Here is a 19,037-nt window from a genome sequence, read left to right on the forward strand (position 1 = left end):
CCTTTGACGCCAGCAACACGCTGGCGCCAAAGAGAATCTGGAGGATTCGGCACCAAAAATCCAGCCGAAACGTAACGACTCAGACGTTGGGTGCGATCAGATGATCAGTTTCAATGGCCGACGATGGCGCGAGGTTCAGATCAATGTCTACATCTTGATCGCCTCCATTCCAAATGAAGGCGTGTTCGTTATCTGCTAGAAGGTCAGTGCCTTCATGGTTGATTTGCATCTTCACCGAAAACTCGTCCCCTGCGACAGCCGGGTCGAAATCGGGAACGATGTGGAAGGAAAAGACCAGGGGTGATCCCACCGGAAGTACGTTGGAGCTGATGCCAGGATAGGAGCCTGGCAGGCCGGTAGTTTTTTCGATGGAAATTGCATAATCACCTGCGCCTGTTTGTGGAACTTGATAATCATCTGGCAGACGCAGTGTTACGTTGATTGCGTGTTTCATGAATGAATTCCTTTTCAATACGTCGACATTGACGTGGGCTCATCCTAGAGGGCTGGCCCAAGTTTCTCTGTAGGTCTTTTCTTGGTTTGACGCCGCCTTAGCCGCTGCGCAGCGTCAGAGTAAGCTGGTCGACTGTCCCATCAACTCACCGCAAGCGTTCCATGCTTCTCGGTGAGTGATCGACAACCTTCAACTGTCGGGGCTGATGGCGACTTCCGCGGCATCTTCACTGCGATGCAGCGCCACCTGGCGGATCGACAGGCGAATTTCCGCCGGCAGCACCCGCTTGGCCGCGCCTTCGGCCAGTTCGCCCAGCAGCTCGTGGTAGCTGAGTTTGCCAGCCTCGTCGCGGCGCAGTACGTCGAGGTCGAGCATGGTCTGGATGAAGTGGCGGAACAGGCTTTTGTCGAAGAACTCCGGCGCATTCAGGCCATGCAGGATCGACAGGCGTTGGGCCATGACGGTGCAGAGGTCTTCCAGTTCTTCGGCGCTGATGGTGTTCTGGCCGCTGTTGAGCAGCAGCGAAACGGTCATGTAGAAGCGCTGCAAGGTCTGGGCGATGCTTTTTGACAGCAAGGTCAGCAGCACGAAATGCCGCGAACTCGGCGCCGGACGCAGGTACAGGTCATTTTCGAAACGCAGCAGGCCCTGTTCGACGAATGCTTCGAGCCACTGGTCGACTACCCCGTCCAACTCTTCCAGCGACCAGCGAATGAACAGCTCCGATTGCAGGTACGGGTACAGCGCATGGGTGTAGCGCAGGATCTGCTCGCGGCTCATGCGCGAGCTGCTCTGGAAGAAGCTCGCCAGCAACGCCGGCAGGGCGAAGATGTGCAGGACGTTGTTGCGGTAGTAGGTCATCAGTACCGCGTTCTGCTCATCCAGGTACAGAATCTTGCCCAGGGCATCGCTCTGTTCCGACAGCAGGTCCATGCCTTTCACATGTTCGATCAGCGCTCGACCATCGCCTTCGGGCAGCGTGGTGTGGGGCGAGTACGGGACTTTGCGCAACAACGCCAGGTACAGGTCGAGCACCCGGGCCATGGCGCGGTCGTCCAGGGCCAGGCGGCTGGTGGACAGCAGCGCCAGGGCGACGAGGTTGACCGGGTTGATCGCCGCGGCTTCGTTCAGGTGACGGGCCACGCGTTCGCCGAGGCGGTGGGTGGTCGCGTTGAGCCAGGCCGGTTTGAATTGCGGGCCCAGTTCCTGTTGGCGCCAGCCTGGCTGTTCGCCGTCGAGGAATTCCGCCAGTTTGATCGGTTCGCCGAAATTCACCGCCACCTGGCCGAAGCGTTGCTTGAGGGCGCCGATGACTTTGAAGATGTCGAAGATCGATTCTTTTTTCTTGCTGGCCCCGCGCAATTCGCCCAAGTAGGTGCGGCCTTCCAGTACCCGCTCATAACCGATGTAGACCGGCACGAACACGATGGGCATGCGCGACGAGCGCAGGAAGCTGCGCAGGGTGATGGCGAGCATGCCGGTCTTGGGTTGCAGCATGCGCCCGGTGCGCGAACGTCCGCCTTCGACGAAGTACTCCACCGGAAAACCTTTGGTGAACAGCGTATGCAGGTATTCGTTGAACACGGCGGTGTAGAGCGGGTTGCCCTTGAAGGTGCGACGCATGAAGAACGCCCCGCCACGGCGCAGCAGCCCGCCGATCACCGGCATGTTGAGGTTGATGCCGGCAGCGATGTGCGGTGGCGTCAGGCCGTTGCGAAACAGCAGGTACGACAGCAGCAGGTAGTCGATGTGGCTGCGGTGGCACGGCACGTAGATGACTTCGTGGCCCTGGGCGACGTTCTGCACGCCTTCGATATGGTTGACCTTGATGCCGTCGTAGATCTTGTTCCAGAACCAGCTCAGCACCACTTCCAGGAAACGGATCGCGGTGTAGGTGTAGTCCGAGGCAATCTCGTTGCCGTAGCGCAGGGCCTGGGCCTTGGCTTTTTCCGGGGAGATTTTTTCCCGCTCGGCCTCGTCGGCAATCGCCTGTTTGACCAGCGGCTGGTTCAACAGGCCCTTGACCAGGTTGCGTCGGTGGGAGATGTCGGGGCCGATGACCGCTGCTTTCAAATTGCGGAAGTGCACCCGCAGGATCCGCTGGGCCATGCGCACGGTGCGTTCGTGGCCCTTGTCGTGTTCGATCAGCTCGCGCAGGTGGATCGGCGCGGAGAATTGCACGCGGGTCTTGCGCCCCAGGATCATGATGCTCAACAGGCGGCGCAGGCGCCCGGTGACGGCCCAACTGTCGGCGAACAACAGCTTCCAGGGGCTGGATTCGCTGTCGGGCGACTGCCCCCAGAACACGCTGACCGGAATGATCTGGGCGTCTTCGGCGGCATCGTGGGTCAGGGCGTCGACCAGTCGCGTCAGGGTCGGCGGCGCACCGCGCTTGTCCTGGCGGCCGAGCCAGTCCGGCGCTGGCGTCAGGTAGAAAAACGCCGCCGGCTCCAAAAGGTTGCCCACCGAGACCGGCAGCACCGGACGAGGCAGGCCGGCCTTGGTGCATTCGGTGTCGAGCACCGCCAGGTCAGTAAGTGAAGGATCTTGCAGGACGTAGAACACCGGACGACTGCGGTCGAGGTTGAGGGTGAAGGACGACTGGTTGATCGTCTCGGAGCGAACCCAGAGGTACAACAGTCGGCGCAGGGTGCCAAACACAAGACGGCGGAACGGGGAGCGGGTCATACGGCTTCTGCATGAGTGAATGGAATAGAGCGGGCGCCAGTGTGCCGGATTCGCCGAAAATCGGCAAAAAAGCGCCGAAGTAAAGTCAGTTGAGAGTTTTCTCGGGTGTCATATACTCGGCCAGTGACTGCCGCGGCCTCCCTTGTGGAGAGCCGGATGGTGGCTAAAGTTCGTACGGCTTTGCCTTTTGTGGTTGGGCGGGAAAAGCCGACTCAAAAAAAAAATGGGAGTGAGCATCATGGCAGTACGGGAAACCGGCAGTGTGAAGTGGTTCAACGACGCGAAGGGCTACGGCTTCATCCAGCGTGAAGGCGGGGCGGATGTGTTCGTGCATTACCGCGCCATCCGCGGCGAAGGCCACCGTTCACTGACCGAAGGCCAGCAGGTCGAGTACGCGGTCGTGGAAGGGCAGAAGGGCTTGCAGGCTGAGGATGTGGTGGGGTTGTAACCCCACTCTTGAAGCCGTGGTAGATCCCTGTGGGAGCAAAGCTTGCTCGCGATAGCGCCAGGCCAGCTTGCAGCAATGTTGAATGTACTTCAGCCATCGCGAGCAAGCTTTGCTCCCACAGTGCTCCCACATTTGGACCTAGGCTGCTCTTGAGACTGGCCTCACGCCGTCTTCCAGGTTATCTCTTCTTCCCCATCGGCACTGATGCGAATCCAGCGGTCCGCCGATTCTTCGCCTTCCTCCTCCACCCATGAACCAGGCGCGCAGCGCACTTCGACGTTCAGTGCAGCGAAGGCCGCGCGGGCGCACGCGATGTCGTCTTCCCACGGGGTCTGGTCGCTTTCCAGGTACAGGCTGTTCCATTTGCCCACGGCCTTGGGCAGCCAGGTCACGGGGATGCTGCCGGCCTTGCACTTGTAGGTCTGGCCTTTCTGGACCCAGTCGCTGCACGGGCCCAGGGCCTGGCCAAGCCAGGCGGCGATGGCCTTGTGGTCGACGTCGGCGTCTTTGAGGTAAATCTCGATATCGGGTTGGCGCATGGATGTCCTCGCTGCGGTCTTGAAAAATCCATTCGCGGATTTAACGGGCCCCGAGCGGTTGCCCGGGGCCGGAATCAAAAGGTTATTGAAGAACGAAATAATCGTAGCGCATCGACACCGTGACCTGGAACGGCTCGGCCTGCTCGATCACCCTGGCACGGCGTTCGGCACTGGCGCGCCAGCCGTGGGGCGTCATGGCCAGCAGGTTGGCGCGGTCCTGGCCACTGTCCAGGGTCAGCTTGAATTCGAGGGTTTCGCTGTGATCCAGCACCATGCCCGCCGGCACCAGGGCCAGGTGTTTGTCGTCGGTGTATTCACGCACTTCGTCGTACAGGCGCTCGCGCAACTCCATCAGGTGGCCGGCGGTGGGGCCGACTTTCATCAGGCCGCCGCCGGGGCTGAGCAAGCGCTTGGCCTCCTGCCAGTCCAGCGGGCTGAACACGCTGGCCAGGAACTGGCAGCAGCCGTCCGCCAACGGCACCCGGGCCATGCTGGCGATCAACCAGGTCAGCTGCGGGTTGCGTTTGCAGGCGCGCTTGACGGCCTCGCGGGAAATGTCCAGGGCATAACCATCAGCGTTGGGCAACGCCTCGGCGATCTGCGCGGTGTAGTAACCCTCGCCACAGCCGATGTCCAGCCAGCGCCCGGGCGTGCGTTCGGCAGCCAGTTCCGCCAGGCGCCGGGCGACCGGGGCGTAATGCCCGGCGTTGAGGAAGTCGCGCCGGGCTTCGACCATTGCCTGGTTGTCACCGGGGTCGCGGCTGTTCTTGTGCTGCACCGGCAACAGGTTCAGGTAACCCTGCCGCGCGCGGTCGAAGCGGTGGCCGGCCGGGCACACCACACCGTTGTCAACCGCGTTCAGCGGTTCACTGCAGATCGGGCAGGCGAGCATCAGGCGAGCAACCTGATCAGCGTCTTGTAGTAGATCTCGGTCAGCACATCGAGATCGGCCGCCAGCACGCGTTCGTTGACCTGGTGGATGGTCGCGTTGACCGGCCCCAGTTCCACCACTTGCGTACCCATGGTGGCGATGAAGCGACCGTCGGACGTGCCGCCGCTGGTGGACGCCTGGGTTTCGCGCCCGGTGACGTCCTTGATGCTCGATGAGACCGCGTCGAGCAGCGCGCCTGGTTCGGTGAGGAACGGCAGGCCGGACAGCGCCCAGTCGATGTGCCAGTCCAGTTGATGCTTGTCGAGAATGTCGGCGACGCGCTGTTGCAGGCCTTCGACGGTGGATTCGGTGGAGAAGCGGAAGTTGAACACCGCCACCAGGTCACCCGGAATCACATTGGTCGCGCCGGTGCCGGCGTTGAGGTTGGAGATCTGGAAACTGGTCGGCGGGAAGAAGTCATTGCCGTGGTCCCAATGCTCGGCGGCCAATTCGGCCAACGCCGGGGCAGCCAGGTGGATCGGGTTCTTCGCCAGGTGTGGATAAGCCACGTGGCCTTGCTTGCCGCGCACGGTCAACTTCGCGCCGAGGGAACCGCGCCGGCCATTCTTGACCACATCGCCCACCAAGGTGGTGCTCGACGGCTCGCCGACGATGCACCAGTCCAGTCGTTCCTGGCGGGCCTTGAGGCGTTCGACCACGGCTTTGGTGCCGTGGTGGGCCGGGCCTTCTTCATCGCTGGTGATCAGGAAGGTCAGCGAGCCCTTGTGGTCCGGGTAGTCGGCAACGAACCGTTCGGCCGCCACGACCATCGCCGCCAGGCTGCCTTTCATGTCCGCCGCGCCACGGCCGCAGAGCATGCCCTGTTCATCGATGACCGCATCGAACGGGTCGAGCTGCCAGGCCTGCACCGGACCGGTCGGCACCACATCGGTGTGCCCGGCGAAGCACAGCACCGGACCGTCATGCTTGCCATGGCTGGCCCAGAAGTTATCCACATCCTCGATGCGCATCGGCTCGAGCGTAAAGCCTGCGTTGCCCAGGCGCTGCATCATCAGTTTCTGGCAATCGGCATCCACTGGCGTCACGGACGGACGGCGGATCAGGTCGCAGGCGAGTTGCAGGGTCGGCGAGAGGTCGGCGTGGGCCGTCATGAAAGCTCCGGGAATATAGTGTGAACGCAAGGCTTGTGCAGGCGCGGGCTGGCTCGCGCAAAATGGCGGTTATCTTATAGCAAAACGACCATCATGGGCCCCTGGTGCGGGACAGGTGGAACACAAAACCTGTGGGAGCGAGCCTGCTCGCGATGGCGTCGTATCTGCCGCATCAATGTTGACTGAGGCATCGCTATCGCGAGCAGGCTCGCTCCCACAAGGAGGATTTGGTGGGATTCAATTCGCGAACGGCTCGAATTGCCACGGCAAAGCCCTATAATGCGCGCCGGTTTTTGGGGTAATGGTCATGAGTACAGAAGATCCACGGTTTGCCAGCATCGCCCGTTTGTATGGCATCGACGGCCTGGAGCGCCTGCGGGCGGCCCATGTGGCGATTGTCGGCGTCGGTGGTGTCGGTTCCTGGGCGGCGGAAGCCATCGCCCGTTGCGGCGTGGGCGAAATCTCGTTGTTCGACCTGGACGATGTTTGCGTCAGCAACGCCAACCGTCAGTTGCACGCCCTGGACAGCACCGTCGGCAAACCCAAGGTCGAGGTGATGGCCGAGCGGCTGCGTGGGATCAACCCCGACTGCACCGTGCACGCGGTGGCCGACTTCGTCACCCGCGACACCATGGCCGAATACATCACGCCGAACATCGACTGCGTGATCGACTGCATTGACAGCGTAAACGCCAAGGCTGCGCTGATCGCCTGGTGCAAGCGCCGCAAGATCCAGATCATCACCACCGGCGGCGCAGGCGGGCAGATCGACCCGACGCTGATCCAGGTCTGCGACTTGAACCGCACGTTCAACGACCCACTGGCCTCCAAGGTGCGCTCCACCTTGCGCCGCGACTACGGTTTTTCCCGCACCGTGACCCGCCACTACAGCGTGCCTTGCGTGTTCTCCACCGAACAACTGCGCTATCCGAAACCGGACGGCAGCATTTGCTTGCAGAAGAGTTTTGTCGGCGACGGCGTCAAGCTCGACTGCGCCGGTGGGTTCGGCGCGGTGATGATGGTGACGGCGACGTTCGGCATGGTCGCGGCGACCAAGGCTGTGGATAAGATCGTGGCGGGTGTGCGGCGGCCGGCAGACAGGGTCAAGCCCGGACAGTGACCGCTCTTGTGGTGAGGGCGCTTGCTCGCGCTGGGCTCTGTAGGAGCTGCCGAAGGCTGCGATCTTTTGATTTTGATCTTTGGCTTGAGATTCAAGTGTCAGGGGAAAAGATCGCAGCCTCGTTGCACTCGACAGCTCCTACACAGCTCCTGCGGGCGAAGTCCAGCGGGAGCAAGCTCCCTCGCCACGGTTACTGCGTCAATTCGCGCATCCGCTGTAGCACCGCACTCAACCCATTGCTACGCGACGGCGACAACTGCCGCGACAATCCCAACTGATTGAACCAGTCCGGCAAGTCCACCTGTTGTAGCTCAACGGCGGACAGCCCATTGACCCGCGCCAACAACAACGCCACCAGCCCACGGATCAACCGCGCATCGCTGCTGGCGCAAAACTGCCAGTGCCCATCGTGCAACTGTCCCACCAGCCACACCTGACTTTCACAACCGTGGACCAGATTGGCCTCGCACTTGTCCTCGTCGCTCAGCGGCGGTAGGCGCTCGCCCCATTGCATCAGCAGTCGGGCGCGTTGCTCCCAACCTGACGCGTCCTGGAAAATCTGCAGCGCTGCGGCGGCCTCGGCGGGCAGGTTCATCGCAGCATCTCCAGGGCCTGGTCCAGGGCTTCGAAGAAGCGTTCGATGTCGGCGGAGTCGTTGTACAGCGCCAGCGACACCCGGATCGCCCCGGACAGCTGCAAATGCTTGAACAACGGCATCGCGCAGTGATGCCCGGCGCGCACGGCGATGCCTTGCTCGGTCAGCAGGTGGGCCAGGTCGGCGTTGTGGATGCCTTCGACCACGAAGCTGACCAAGGCCAGGCGCGGGTTGCCCACCAGGTGCACGCCGTTGCGGGCCCGCAGGCCATGGAGCAGGTAGTCGTGCAGCGCCGCCTCGTGGTCGATGATCGCCTGCGGATCGAGGTCGGACAGGTAATCCAGGGTTGCCCCCAGGCCGATCACGCTGGCAATCGGCGGCGTGCCGGCTTCGAAGCCCAGCGGCGCCGGGCGGAAGGTGGCGCTGTGGTAATCGGCCTGTTGCACCATTTCGCCGCCGAACTGCCAATGACGCAGGTTGCCAAGGGCCTCGGTACGGCCAAACAGCACGCCCAGCCCGTCGGGGCCGTAGAGTTTGTGGCTGGAAAATACATAAAAGTCGCAGCCCAGCGCCTCCACGTCATGGCGACCATGGACCACGCCTTGGGCGCCGTCGATCACCGTCAACGCGCCTTGGGCCTTGGCCAGCGCCAGCAGCGCCGGCACCGGCTGCCAGGCCCCCAGCACATTGGATAACTGGCTCACCGCCAGCAAGCGCGTACGCGGGCCGATCAGTTCAGCGGCTGCGCCAGAATCGATCACCCCGTCGACATCCAGCGGCAACACCACCAGTGTCAACGAACGACGCTCGGCCAGTTGCTGCCACGGCAGCAGGTTGGCGTGGTGTTCCAGGGCGCTGATGACGATCTCGTCGCCCGGGTTGAATAAATGTTCCAGCCCATAGGCCAGTAGGTTCAGCGCCGAAGTGGCGCCGTGGGTGAAGACGACTTGCCCGCAGTTTCCGGCATTGAGCCATTGCGAGACCTTGAGGCGGCTGTCCTCGAACGCCTGGGTGGCATGGGCCCCCGGCAAATGCTGCGCACGGTGTACGTTGGCCGCGCCATTGGCGTAGTAATGCGCCAGGGCGTCCAGCAGTGCTTGGGGTTTTTGCGTGGTGGCGGCGCTGTCCAGGTAGGTCTGGCCTTGCCGTTGCAGGGCGGCGATGGCCGGGAAGTCGGTGCGCCAGGGGGAGGGAATCAACATGCTTTCGGGCCCTGCTGGAATGACGCCGGACCCTGTGGGAGCAAGGGCGCTCCCACAGGTGATGGTGTGAAGCTTAGTTGTGAGCGTGCAGTGCTTCGTTCAGCTCGATGGCCGACTTATGCGTCTTGCATTCCACCGCGCCGGTCTCGGAATTGCGACGGAACAACAGGTCGGGCTGGCCGGCCAGGTCGCGGGCCTTGACCACTTTGACCAGTTGGTTGTTTTCGTCCAGCAGCTTCACTTTGGTACCGGCGGTCACGTACAGGCCCGACTCCACGGTGTTGCGGTCGCCCAGCGGGATACCGATGCCGGCGTTGGCGCCGATCAGGCAGCCTTCGCCGACCTTGATCACGATGTTGCCGCCGCCCGACAGGGTGCCCATGGTCGAGCAACCGCCGCCCAGGTCCGAACCCTTGCCGACGAATACGCCCGCCGAGACACGGCCTTCGATCATGCCTGGGCCTTCGGTGCCGGCGTTGAAGTTGACGAAACCTTCGTGCATCACGGTGGTGCCTTCGCCCACATAGGCGCCCAGGCGGATCCGCGCGGCATCGGCGATACGCACACCGGCCGGGACCACGTAGTCGGTCATTTTCGGGAACTTGTCCACCGAGAACACTTCCAGCAGCTCGCCACGCAGGCGGGCTTCGAGCTGGTGCTCGGCCAGTTCGGCCAGGTCGATCGCGCCCTGGCTGGTCCAGGCCACGTTCGGCAGCAGGGGGAAGATGCCGGCCAGGTTCAGGCCGTGGGGCTTGACCAGGCGATGGGACAGCAGGTGCAGCTTGAGGTAAGCCTCAGGGGTGGAGCTCAGTTGGGCGTCTTCGGCCAGCAGCGTGGCGACCAGCGGCTTGTGGCTTTCGGCCAGGCGGGTCAGCAGCGCGGCTTGGGCGCTATCGACGCCACGGAGTGCGTCTGCCAGTTGCGAAGCCTGGGCGGTGGTGAAGGTGATGGCCTGGTTGCCCTCGCTGTAGCCGAGAATCGGCGCGATGGCAGCAACGATCTCAGCCGACGGCTTGAGCAGCGGTTGGGCGTAGAACACTTCCAGCCAGGCGCCTTCACGGTTTTGAGTGCCGACACCAAAGGCCAGGCTGAACAGGGTAGTGGACATGGAATTACCTCTACAAAATGGACTGGGCAGGATTACTTGATCGCTGCCGCATAAATATCTGGCTTGAAGCCAATCAGGGTTCGGTCACCGAGATCGAGCACCGGGCGCTTGATCATCGAGGGTTGGGCGAGCATCAGTTCGATGGCTTTCGTCTGGTCGAGATCGGCTTTGCGTTCGTCGTCGAGTTTGCGAAAGGTCGTACCCGCACGGTTCAACACCACTTGCCAGCCATGCTCGTTGCACCATTGGGTCAGGTGCTCACGGTCGATGCCGGCAGTTTTGTAATCGTGAAAGTCGTAGTGCACAGCGTGATCATCGAGCCAGGTACGCGCTTTTTTCATCGTATCGCAGGCTTTGATGCCGAAAAGGTGCAACGTTTTGCTTGAATCGGTCAAGGAACTGCCCCCTTTGCAGGTGCTGAAAGTAAAAGGTGAAGGATTATGCCATGACCGGACGGTTTCGCGGCGGCCCAGATCGGCATGCCTCCAAACCCGTGGGCGAGCCTGTGGGAGCTTAGCTTGCTCGCGATACAGGCGACACGGTTCAACTGCAAGACTGCGCCATCGTTCATTGCGAGCAAGCTAAGTTCCCACAGGCTCATTCCACAGGGCGGACTGCGACATTGGTACAACGGCCAGACCCATGCTAAGCGGCTAATATGGCACTTCAACGGCAAGCTGTTGCCGGATGTGTATCGCTGTAGTTGGAAAACCGTCATGCAAAGCGCCTATACCGTCCTGATCCTGTTGATGCTGGTGGGCGTTTCGCGCCTGATCGGGCGGTTGATCCCGCTGCCGTTGCCCCTGGTGCAGATCGGCGCCGGTGCCTTGCTGGCCTGGCCGTCCCTGGGCCTGCATGTGGTGCTCAATCCCGAGTTGTTCCTGTTTCTCTTCTTGCCACCTTTGCTGTTCTCCGATGGCTGGCGCATGCCCAAGCGCGAATTGTGGCGCCTGCGCGGACCGATCCTGACGCTGGCGGTGGGTTTGGTGTTGTTCACGGTGGTGGGCGCCGGCTATTTCATTCACTGGCTCTTGCCGAGCATCCCACTGGCTGTGGCTTTCGCCTTGGCAGCAGTGTTGTCGCCGACCGACGCGGTGGCGGTGTCGGCGATAGCCCGTGACCGCCTGCCGGCGCCGTTGATGCACATGCTCCAGGGCGAGGCGCTGATGAATGATGCGTCGGGTCTGGTGACCTTCAAGTTCGCCTTGGCAGCGGCGATCACCGGCGTGTTTTCCCTGGCGAATGCCAGCCTGACCTTCGTCCTGGTGGCGGTTGGCGGCCTGTTGGTGGGCGTGGGCTTGAGTTGGCTGGTGGGGCGTCTGCGGGCCTGGATGATTGCCCGGGGCTGGGACGATCCGGCCACCCACGTGGTGTTCATGTTGCTGCTGCCGTTCGCGGCCTATGTGTTGGCCGAACGCTTGGGCGCCTCGGGCATTCTCTCGGCGGTGGCGGCGGGGATGATGCAGAGCTGGCTTGACCTGCTGCCGCGCCAGACCGGCACGCGGCTGCTCAATCGCAGTGTCTGGTCGCTGTTGGAATTCGCCTTCAACGGCTTGATCTTCCTGCTGCTGGGCCTGCAATTGCCGGACATCATCAAGGCGGTGACCAGCCACGAAGCCACGCTGTGGCCGACGTTGCTCTACCGTTGCCTGGATTTGGTGGCGATTTTCCTGGTGTTGCTGGTGCTGCGGTTTGTCTGGGTGCAAAGCATCTGGCGCTTGTCCGGGCTGCTGCGGCGCTGGCGCGGCAAGGGCGAGTTGACCTTGGTGCCGGACGCGCGCTCCTGCTGGCTGCTCACCTTTGGCGGCGTGCGCGGGGCGGTAACACTGGCGGGCGTACTGTCGGTGCCATTGTTGTTGGCCGCAGGCGAGCCGTTTCCCGAGCGAGATCTGCTGATCTTCATTGCTGCTGGGGTGATTCTGTTGTCGTTGATAGCGGCCTGCATCGCCTTGCCATTGCTGCTGCGGGGCATCGAGAGGAGCCCCGACGACAAACGTCGTACCGAAGTGCGTGATGCCTGGCGCAAAACCGCTGAAGCGGCGATTCATGCGCTGGAAGTGGAGGAGCCGGCTGAAACGACCAGTACGCCGGATGCGGCCCAGGCGGCACTGGCGACCGAGGTCAAGGCGCGGCTGATGTCTGAGTATCGCCATCAGTTGGAGGTGTTCAACGACTCCGCCGAAGCCCAGGCGCTGGCGTTCGAGATGGACCTGTTGGAACGCCGGCTGCGCTTGAAGGCCTACCGGGCGCAGCGGTTGGAGTTGTATCGCCTCAGCCGCCATCACCAGATTGGCGATGACGTGTTGCGTGAGGTGCTGGGGGAGTTGGATTTGGCGGAGGCTAATTTGGGGTTGGGTAAATAACGGCAGGGTCAGAGCGGAAGGTAGGCCTTCACACCGGCGATCACGCCTTGCATGTCTTCAGAGCCCAGGCGAGGAACGAAGTACTCTCGACCCTTGGATCGAGTCTTTCTGTGCAGCTTGTCCAGACGTTCAAAACTCACGGTATAGATCATGTCGCACTTTACCCACAGTTCTTTGTAGCCATCGGACTGGAGGGGATTGGTGCGGAGCAGGTGGTGCCAGTCCTGCTGAGTCTGTGGCGTTGTGGAGGAAATCGGCACCACGGTACAGAGCTTGCGACTGTGTGTGGCAGTAGGGGAGATCACCACCACCTTGCGGATCTTCAGCATTTCAGGCGCAACAAAGCCCCGCGTGAAGTCACAAAGAAGAACATCGCCTTGCTTGGGATGGTAATAAAGAGGCATTCCTTATCCTCATAAAAAAGCAAAGCCGCCCGAAGGCGGCTTCAATCGACACGCAGTTGAGCTTGCTTCGCCCTTTCTGCGCCGCTGGGTCAACCCCGAGAGGGACCCAGACTCCTGCCAGCTTTCGCTGGTGACAGGGTCGATTATGGCTACCGGCGATAGCGAATTCAAGCCAGCTTGAACCCTCGTAACAGGGTTGAATGAGATATGTCGGTGTACAAAGTAAGCGAAATCAATGGTTTGGCGTTCGCGGTATGTTTTATGTCTTTTCTTGTCTGAGTAGACAGATCGTGGTCTGTCAGACGCACCGAAGTTTCCGACAAGTTTTTAAGGTTGTCCGTCGGAAGCGAGGGCTCTAGCCTCTGGGTGTCGCTGCCAATTCAGCGACCGGACGTGAGAATCCGAACATCTCTAGGAGCACGGGCTTCTGCACAATCCAAGTGCAGGGTTTACATCTTCAGCTCTAGGGAGCAAGCAATTCGATGATTAAAGAACCCCAAAATCCACCAAAACCTGCCTCCACTTTCCCCTACGGCGATTACGCACCCGAAAAGCTACAAGAAGCCGCTGACCGTGTGCTGGATCAATACCTCAAACCTGACGACAGCAAGTCAAAACCCAAGCCCTCAGTGCAGTTATTCACTGTGGCTGACGGTATCGACACCGAAGTGTTGCTGGCCAACCTCAGTGAAACCCTGGCTTCGGCCAATGCAATGCTCAACGACCTTGCCTTCGATCAGGACGGCTCGCGACGACATGTAGCGTTGGGAGTGGCCCAGATGATTGAGTTGGGGATGTTGTTGGCGAACAAGTGCCTGGATCGGGTAGAGCTTCGGGTGTGAGGTAATAAGTGCTGGCCTCATCGCGAGCAAGCTTTGCTCCCACAAGATCTGGTGTCGATCACAGGTTTTGTGAGCCACACAAATCCACTGTGGGAGCAAAGCTTGCTCGCGATAAATCGAAAGGCAAATACACAAATACCTGTGAAGCACTGAACCTGTGGCGAGGGGATTTATCCCCGCAGGGCGCGAAGCGGCCCTGAAACCGGACAACGCGATACGTCAGGCAGATTGAGTTGACTGCTTTGGGGCCGCTGCGCAGCCCAGCGGGAGCAAGCTCCCTCGCCACAACAGCGGTCCGCTTCAGCGCGATACAGCCAATTAACCCCGACGCTGGATGAACGCGCGAATCCGCTCCGCCGCTTCCACGCATTCGGCCAATGGCGCAACCAGGGCCATGCGCACGCGCCCGGCGCCCGGGTTGACGCCATCCACATCGCGGGACAGGTACGAGCCTGGGACGACCGTCACGTGTTCCTGTTCGAACAGGTCCCGGCAGAACGCCGCGTCATCGCCCGCTACGTTCGGCCACAGGTAGAAGCTGCCATCGGGGCGCTGTACATCCAGCACCGGGCTGAGGATCTCCAGCACCGCGTCGAATTTCTCCCGGTACAACGCGCGGTTGGCGCGTACGTGCACTTCGTCGTTCCACGCCGCGATGCTCGCCAGTTGGGTCTGAACCGGCATCGCGCAGCCGTGGTAGGTGCGGTACAGCAGGAAACCCTTGAGGATGTCCGCGTCGCCAGCGACGAAACCGGAGCGCAGGCCGGGCAGGTTGGAGCGTTTGGACAGGCTGTGGAACACTACGCAGCGCTTGAAATCCTTGCGACCGAGTTCGACGCAGGCGCTGAGCAGCCCCGGCGGCGGGGTTTGTTCGTCGAAGTACAGTTCGCTGTAGCACTCGTCGGCGGCGATGACGAAGTCATATTCGTCAGCCAGCGCGATGAGTTTCTTCAGCACGTCCACCGGGATCAGTGCGCCGGTCGGGTTGCCAGGGGAGCACAGGAACAGGATCTGGCAGCGTTTCCAGATGTCCGGCGAGACGGCATCGAAATCCGGGTTGAAGCCGTTCGCGTCCAGGCACGGCAGGTAGTGCGGCTTGGCCCCGGCCAGGAACGCCGCGCCTTCGTAGATCTGATAGAACGGGTTCGGGCTGACCACCAGGGCGTCGTCGCCACGGTTGACCACCGTCTGGGTGAAGGCGAACAGGGCTTCGCGGGTGCCATTGACCGGCAGCACATGGCGCGCTGGGTCCAACCAGCCGTTCGGCACGTTGAAACGGCGCTCGCACCAGCCGGTAATGGCTTCACGCAACTCCGGAATGCCGAGAGTGGTCGGGTACACCGCCATCTTTTCCAGATTGCTGGCCAGGGCTTCAGCCACGAAGCTGGGCGAGCGATGCTTGGGTTCGCCGATGGACAGGGCGATCGGGCGTTTGTCCGGGTTGGGTGTGACGCTGCCAAGCAAGGCGCGGAGCTTTTCGAACGGGTAGGGCTGGAGCTGGTTCAGAGCGTTGTTCATCGAGGGCCTCGTCAATGTGGGCGCGGTCCTTGTGGGAGCCGAGCTTGCTCGCGATGGCGGTGAGTCAGGCAACATCAATGCTGGATGTTCCGTCGCTATCGCGAGCAAGCTCGCTCCCACAGAGGGGGATTGTTCGTTCAGATGCTGATACGTGTCAGGTGAGCATCGGGTTCCTGGTTGACGCTCAAGTGCTGCACGATCGCTTCCTGCAGGCGGCTGCACAGCTGCGGATCGGACAGCGGCTGGTTATGCGCGTCGGTGATGAAGAAGACGTCTTCCACCCGTTCGCCGAGGGTGGCGATCTTGGCGTTTTGCAGCGACAGGTCGAACTCCAGGAAGATATGACCGATCCGCGCCAGCAGGCCCGGGCGGTCCGGGGCGCTGAGTTCCAGTACGGTGACCTGGCGCTGGGCGTCGTTGTGGATCGTCACCTGGGGCGCGAAGGCGAAATGCTTGAGCTGGCGCGGCACCCGGCGCTGGATGATGGTCGGGTAGTCCGCCGGGTTGCGCAGGGCTTCGGTCAGGCCGTCGCGAATCTGCTTGACCCGCGCCGGGTTGTCGCCAATCGAGTCGCCATCGGTGTCGAGCACGATGTAGGTGTCGAGGGTGAACTGGCTGCTGGAGGTAATGACCCGTGCGTCATGGATGTTGAGGTTGAGCTGGTCCATCGCTGCCACGGTCACGGCGAAGAAGTCGTGCTGGTCCGGGGCGTAGATGAAGATCTGCGTGCCACCCTCGAACTCGCGCTGGGTGGTTTCCTTGATCAGCACCAACGGCCCGCCATCGGCCGGTTGCTGCAGGATCGCATCGCTGTGCCAGGCCACGTCGCCGGCGGTGTGCCGTAGGAAATAGTCATCGCCCAATTGCGACCAGAGCTGCTCGACGTCGTCCGGGTCGGTACCACCGCGCACCAGGATGTCCAGGGCGGCACTTTGAGTGCGACGGATCTGCTCTTCGCGGTCCACCGGGTTTTCCAGGCCACGGCGCAAGGCGCGCTTGGTCTCGGTGTAGAGCTGGCGCAACAGGCTGGCGCGCCAGGAGTTCCACAGGGTCGGGTTGGTCGCGTTGATGTCGGCCACGGTCAGCACGTAGAGGTAATCCAGGCGCGTTTCATCGCCGACGATCTGGGCGAAGTCGTGGATCACCTGCGGGTCGGACAAGTCCTTGCGCTGGGCGGTGGTGGACATGACTAGGTGGTTCTGCACCAGCCAGACGATCAGCCGGCTGTCCCACAGGGGCAGTTGATGGCGCTGGCAGAATGCCTCGGCATCCACCGCGCCGATCTCGGAGTGGTCGCCCTGGCGGCCCTTGCCGATGTCGTGATACAGCCCGGCCATGTAGATCAGTTCAGGCTTGGGCAACTTGCCCATGAGCTTGCTGGCCAGCGGGAATTTCTCCGACACCTGGGTGTACTGGAGCTTACGCAGGTGCTTGATCAGGTTCAGGGTGTGGGCATCGACCGTATAGATGTGGAACAGGTCGTGCTGCATTTGCCCGACGATGAAACCGAACTCCGGCAGATAGCGCCCGAGGATCCCGTAGCGGTTCATGCGCCGCAGGTTGCGGTGCACGCCGATCTTGCACTTGAACAACTCGATGAACAGGCTGGTGTTGCGGATGTCGTGGCGGAAATCGTCATCGATCAGGTGACGGTTTTCCCGCAGCAGGCGAATGGTATCGGCACGTACACCCTTGATTTCCGGCTGCTGGGCCATGAGTACGAAGATTTCCAGCATGGCGAAGGGCGTGCGGCGGAACACATTGGCGTTGCGCGCCTCGATGTAGCCATCGTGCAGTTGGAAACGAGAGTTGATCGGCTGCGGCGGTTCTTCGTCTTCGGGGGCGAGGATGACTTCCTCGAAGTGCTGGATGATCAGTTCGCTGAGCTGGGCGATGCTCATCACCACGCGGTAGTACTGCTGCATGAAGTTTTCGATGGATTGCTTGGCGTCCTGGCCCTCGAAACCCAACAGGCTCGCAATGGAGCGCTGGTGATCGAACAGCAGGCGGTCCTCGGCGCGCCCGGCCAGCATGTGCAGGGCGTAGCGGACCTTCCACAGGAATTCCTGGGACGAGGCCAGCAAGGCGTTTTCGCTTTCCACCAGGAAACCTTCGCCGGCCAGGGCGCGCAGGTTCAGCGTGCCGTACTGGCGCCGGGCGACCCAGAGGATCGTCTGGATGTCCCGCAGCCCGCCGGGCGAGCCCTTGACGTTGGGCTCCAGGTTGTATTCGGTGTCGTTGTACTTGTGGTGGCGGGCCTTCTGCTCGGCGCGCTTGGCCAGGAAAAAGTCCTTGCTGGGCCACATGTGCTCTGTGCTGGTGACATCGAGCATGCGCTGGCGCAGGTGCTCGGGGCCGGCGATGGTACGGCTTTCCATCATGTTGGTGATCACCGTCAGGTCGGCGCGGGCCTCGTCGGCGCATTCCTGCACCGAGCGCACGCTCTGGCCGACTTCCAGGCCAATGTCCCACAACAGCGTCAGGAACCGCTCGATGGAGTCGCGAAAAACCTCGTGATCGGCGCTGTCCAGCAGGATCAACAGGTCGATGTCGGAGTAGGGGTGCAGCTCGCCGCGCCCATAACCGCCCACCGCCACCAGGGCGATGTCGGCATCTTCGCTCCAGTCGAACTGCTCCCAGGCCTTTTGCAGGATGTTATCGACGAACCAGGCACGGTCCTCGATCAGCCGCCGAATGTCCCGGCCATTGCGAAAACGCTGGTCGAGCACTTCGTGGGCCTGGCGGATCGCCTTCTTGAACGCCGAGATGGGGCTTGCCTTCAAGGCCAGTTCAGCCTGGAACTGGCCGCGGTCGAAGAGTTCGGGATCCACCTGCGGCATTGAATGGCTTTCCTTTCTATCTATAGCTATAGGCTGGGTTCGGATCAGGCGGAAACGCGAGGGATGGTGTCATCGCTGCGCAGGGTGAAGATCTCGTATCCGGTCTCGGTGACCAGCAAGGTATGTTCCCACTGGGCCGACAGCTTGCGATCCTTGGTGATGGCAGTCCAGCCGTCGCCCAGCACCTTGGTGTCGGCGCGGCCCTGGTTGATCATCGGCTCGATGGTGAAGGTCATGCCCGCCTGCAGCTCCATGCCCGTGCCGGCACGACCGTAGTGCAGGATCTGCGGTTCTTCGTGGAACACCTTGCCGATGCCATGGCCGCAGAACTCACGCACCACCGAGAAGCCGTTCTTTTGCGCGTGCTTCTGGATCACCTCGCCGATGTCTCCCAGGCGGCAGCCGGGCTTCACCAGTTCGATGGCCATGTACATGCATTCCTGGGTGACCTTGGACAGGCGCTGGGCCCACTCCGGTACGTTGCCGACATGGAACATGCGGCTGGTGTCGCCGTGAAAGCCGTCCTTGATGACGGTGACGTCGATGTTCAGGGTGTCGCCATCCTTCAACGGTTTTTCGTTGGGGATACCGTGGCAGACCACGTGGTTGATCGAGGTGCAGATCGACTTCGGGAAGCCTTTGTAGTTGAGCGGGGCCGGGATGGCCTTCTGCTCGTTGACGATGTAGTCGTGGCAGATGCGGTCCAGCTCTTCGGTGGTCACGCCAGGCTTGACGTAGTCGGCGATCATCTCCAGCACATCGGCGGCGAGTTTGCCGGCGACACGCATTTTGGCGATGTCCTCGGGGGTCTTGAGGGTAACGGTCATACAGGCTCTCTCTGCGCCCGACGGCGCTGTTCAAAGCGAAATGGGC

General features: G+C 61.8%; 17 protein-coding genes. 4 read left to right on the plus strand and 13 right to left on the minus strand.

Features of this window, described 5'->3' with window-relative positions; genetic code table 11:
• Positions 1-79: 79 nt before the first annotated feature.
• Both AC09SL_RS26450 and plsB read right to left on the minus strand, forming a co-directional pair.
• A complete protein-coding gene (locus AC09SL_RS26450) occupies positions 80-454 on the minus strand; it encodes a hypothetical protein (RefSeq protein WP_058543202.1) in 375 nt (124 codons plus the stop codon).
• 189 nt (positions 455-643) lie between these two features.
• Positions 644-3,142, minus strand: coding sequence for a glycerol-3-phosphate 1-O-acyltransferase PlsB (gene plsB / locus AC09SL_RS26455; protein WP_058543201.1), 2,499 nt, complete (start codon positions 3,140-3,142; stop codon positions 644-646).
• 238 nt (positions 3,143-3,380) lie between these two features.
• On the opposite strand from plsB, the gene AC09SL_RS26460 reads away from it, so the two are divergent.
• Positions 3,381-3,590: a cold shock domain-containing protein gene (locus tag AC09SL_RS26460; RefSeq protein ID WP_058543200.1), complete on the plus strand. Its 210-nt coding sequence runs from the start codon at positions 3,381-3,383 to the stop codon at positions 3,588-3,590.
• Positions 3,591-3,751: 161 nt separating this feature from the next.
• On the opposite strand, the gene AC09SL_RS26465 is transcribed toward AC09SL_RS26460, so the two are convergent.
• The 3 genes from AC09SL_RS26465 to dapE form a co-directional block, all read right to left on the minus strand.
• Positions 3,752-4,129 carry a hypothetical protein gene (locus tag AC09SL_RS26465; protein WP_053182357.1) on the minus strand — a complete coding sequence of 126 codons (378 nt, stop codon included), beginning with the start codon at positions 4,127-4,129 and terminating at the stop codon, positions 3,752-3,754.
• An 82-nt stretch (positions 4,130-4,211) separates the two neighbouring features.
• Complete coding sequence (locus tag AC09SL_RS26470) at positions 4,212-5,021, minus strand: putative RNA methyltransferase (RefSeq protein ID WP_058543199.1); 810 nt, start codon at positions 5,019-5,021, stop codon at positions 4,212-4,214.
• Positions 5,021-6,172: a succinyl-diaminopimelate desuccinylase gene (gene dapE / locus AC09SL_RS26475; protein ID WP_058543198.1), complete on the minus strand. Its 1,152-nt coding sequence runs from the start codon at positions 6,170-6,172 to the stop codon at positions 5,021-5,023. The genes AC09SL_RS26470 and dapE overlap by 1 nt, the downstream gene beginning before the upstream one ends.
• Before the next feature lie 301 nt (positions 6,173-6,473).
• Here dapE and tcdA point away from each other — a divergent pair, with 301 nt between their 5' ends.
• Positions 6,474-7,292: a tRNA cyclic N6-threonylcarbamoyladenosine(37) synthase TcdA gene (gene tcdA / locus AC09SL_RS26480; protein WP_058543197.1), complete on the plus strand. Its 819-nt coding sequence runs from the start codon at positions 6,474-6,476 to the stop codon at positions 7,290-7,292.
• A 190-nt stretch (positions 7,293-7,482) separates the two neighbouring features.
• Here tcdA and AC09SL_RS26485 read toward each other — a convergent pair whose 3' ends face one another.
• The 4 genes from AC09SL_RS26485 to AC09SL_RS26500 all read right to left on the minus strand — a co-directional run bounded on the left by AC09SL_RS26485 (position 7,483) and on the right by AC09SL_RS26500 (position 10,592).
• Positions 7,483-7,887: a SufE family protein gene (locus AC09SL_RS26485; protein WP_058543196.1), complete on the minus strand. Its 405-nt coding sequence runs from the start codon at positions 7,885-7,887 to the stop codon at positions 7,483-7,485.
• Positions 7,884-9,089, minus strand: a complete 1,206-nt coding sequence (locus tag AC09SL_RS26490; protein WP_058543195.1) for an aminotransferase class V-fold PLP-dependent enzyme — start codon at positions 9,087-9,089, stop codon at positions 7,884-7,886. Before AC09SL_RS26490 ends, AC09SL_RS26485 begins: the two co-directional genes overlap by 4 nt.
• 73 nt (positions 9,090-9,162) lie before the next feature.
• Positions 9,163-10,197: a 2,3,4,5-tetrahydropyridine-2,6-dicarboxylate N-succinyltransferase gene (dapD, locus tag AC09SL_RS26495; RefSeq protein WP_058543194.1), complete on the minus strand. Its 1,035-nt coding sequence runs from the start codon at positions 10,195-10,197 to the stop codon at positions 9,163-9,165.
• A 32-nt stretch (positions 10,198-10,229) separates the two neighbouring features.
• Positions 10,230-10,592, minus strand: coding sequence for an ArsC family reductase (locus AC09SL_RS26500; protein ID WP_058543193.1), 363 nt, complete (start codon positions 10,590-10,592; stop codon positions 10,230-10,232).
• 321 nt (positions 10,593-10,913) lie between these two features.
• On the opposite strand from AC09SL_RS26500, the gene AC09SL_RS26505 reads away from it, so the two are divergent.
• Positions 10,914-12,560 (plus strand): Na+/H+ antiporter, encoded by a 1,647-nt coding sequence (locus AC09SL_RS26505; protein WP_175360381.1) that lies wholly within the window; start codon positions 10,914-10,916, stop codon positions 12,558-12,560.
• An 8-nt stretch (positions 12,561-12,568) separates the two neighbouring features.
• Here the strand turns inward: AC09SL_RS26505 and AC09SL_RS26510 are convergent, their stop codons facing one another.
• Positions 12,569-12,964, minus strand: coding sequence for a type II toxin-antitoxin system PemK/MazF family toxin (locus AC09SL_RS26510; protein WP_058543422.1), 396 nt, complete (start codon positions 12,962-12,964; stop codon positions 12,569-12,571).
• A gap of 482 nt (positions 12,965-13,446) precedes the next feature.
• Here AC09SL_RS26510 and AC09SL_RS26515 point away from each other — a divergent pair, with 482 nt between their 5' ends.
• A complete protein-coding gene (locus AC09SL_RS26515) occupies positions 13,447-13,806 on the plus strand; it encodes a DUF6124 family protein (RefSeq protein WP_058543421.1) in 360 nt (119 codons plus the stop codon).
• A gap of 318 nt (positions 13,807-14,124) precedes the next feature.
• Here the strand turns inward: AC09SL_RS26515 and dapC are convergent, their stop codons facing one another.
• From dapC to map, 3 genes are all read right to left on the minus strand, one after another.
• Positions 14,125-15,324 carry a succinyldiaminopimelate transaminase gene (dapC, locus tag AC09SL_RS26520; RefSeq protein WP_003198225.1) on the minus strand — a complete coding sequence of 400 codons (1,200 nt, stop codon included), beginning with the start codon at positions 15,322-15,324 and terminating at the stop codon, positions 14,125-14,127.
• Between the two features lie 137 nt (positions 15,325-15,461).
• Positions 15,462-18,164 (minus strand): [protein-PII] uridylyltransferase, encoded by a 2,703-nt coding sequence (locus AC09SL_RS26525; RefSeq protein WP_058543420.1) that lies wholly within the window; start codon positions 18,162-18,164, stop codon positions 15,462-15,464.
• Between the two features lie 44 nt (positions 18,165-18,208).
• The gene (map, locus tag AC09SL_RS26530; RefSeq protein ID WP_003198229.1) at positions 18,209-18,991 is read right to left on the minus strand and encodes a type I methionyl aminopeptidase; all 783 of its coding nucleotides are present in this window, start codon (positions 18,989-18,991) and stop codon (positions 18,209-18,211) included.
• Positions 18,992-19,037 lie beyond the last annotated feature (46 nt).

This window comes from Pseudomonas sp. PF05, assembly GCF_056521845.1.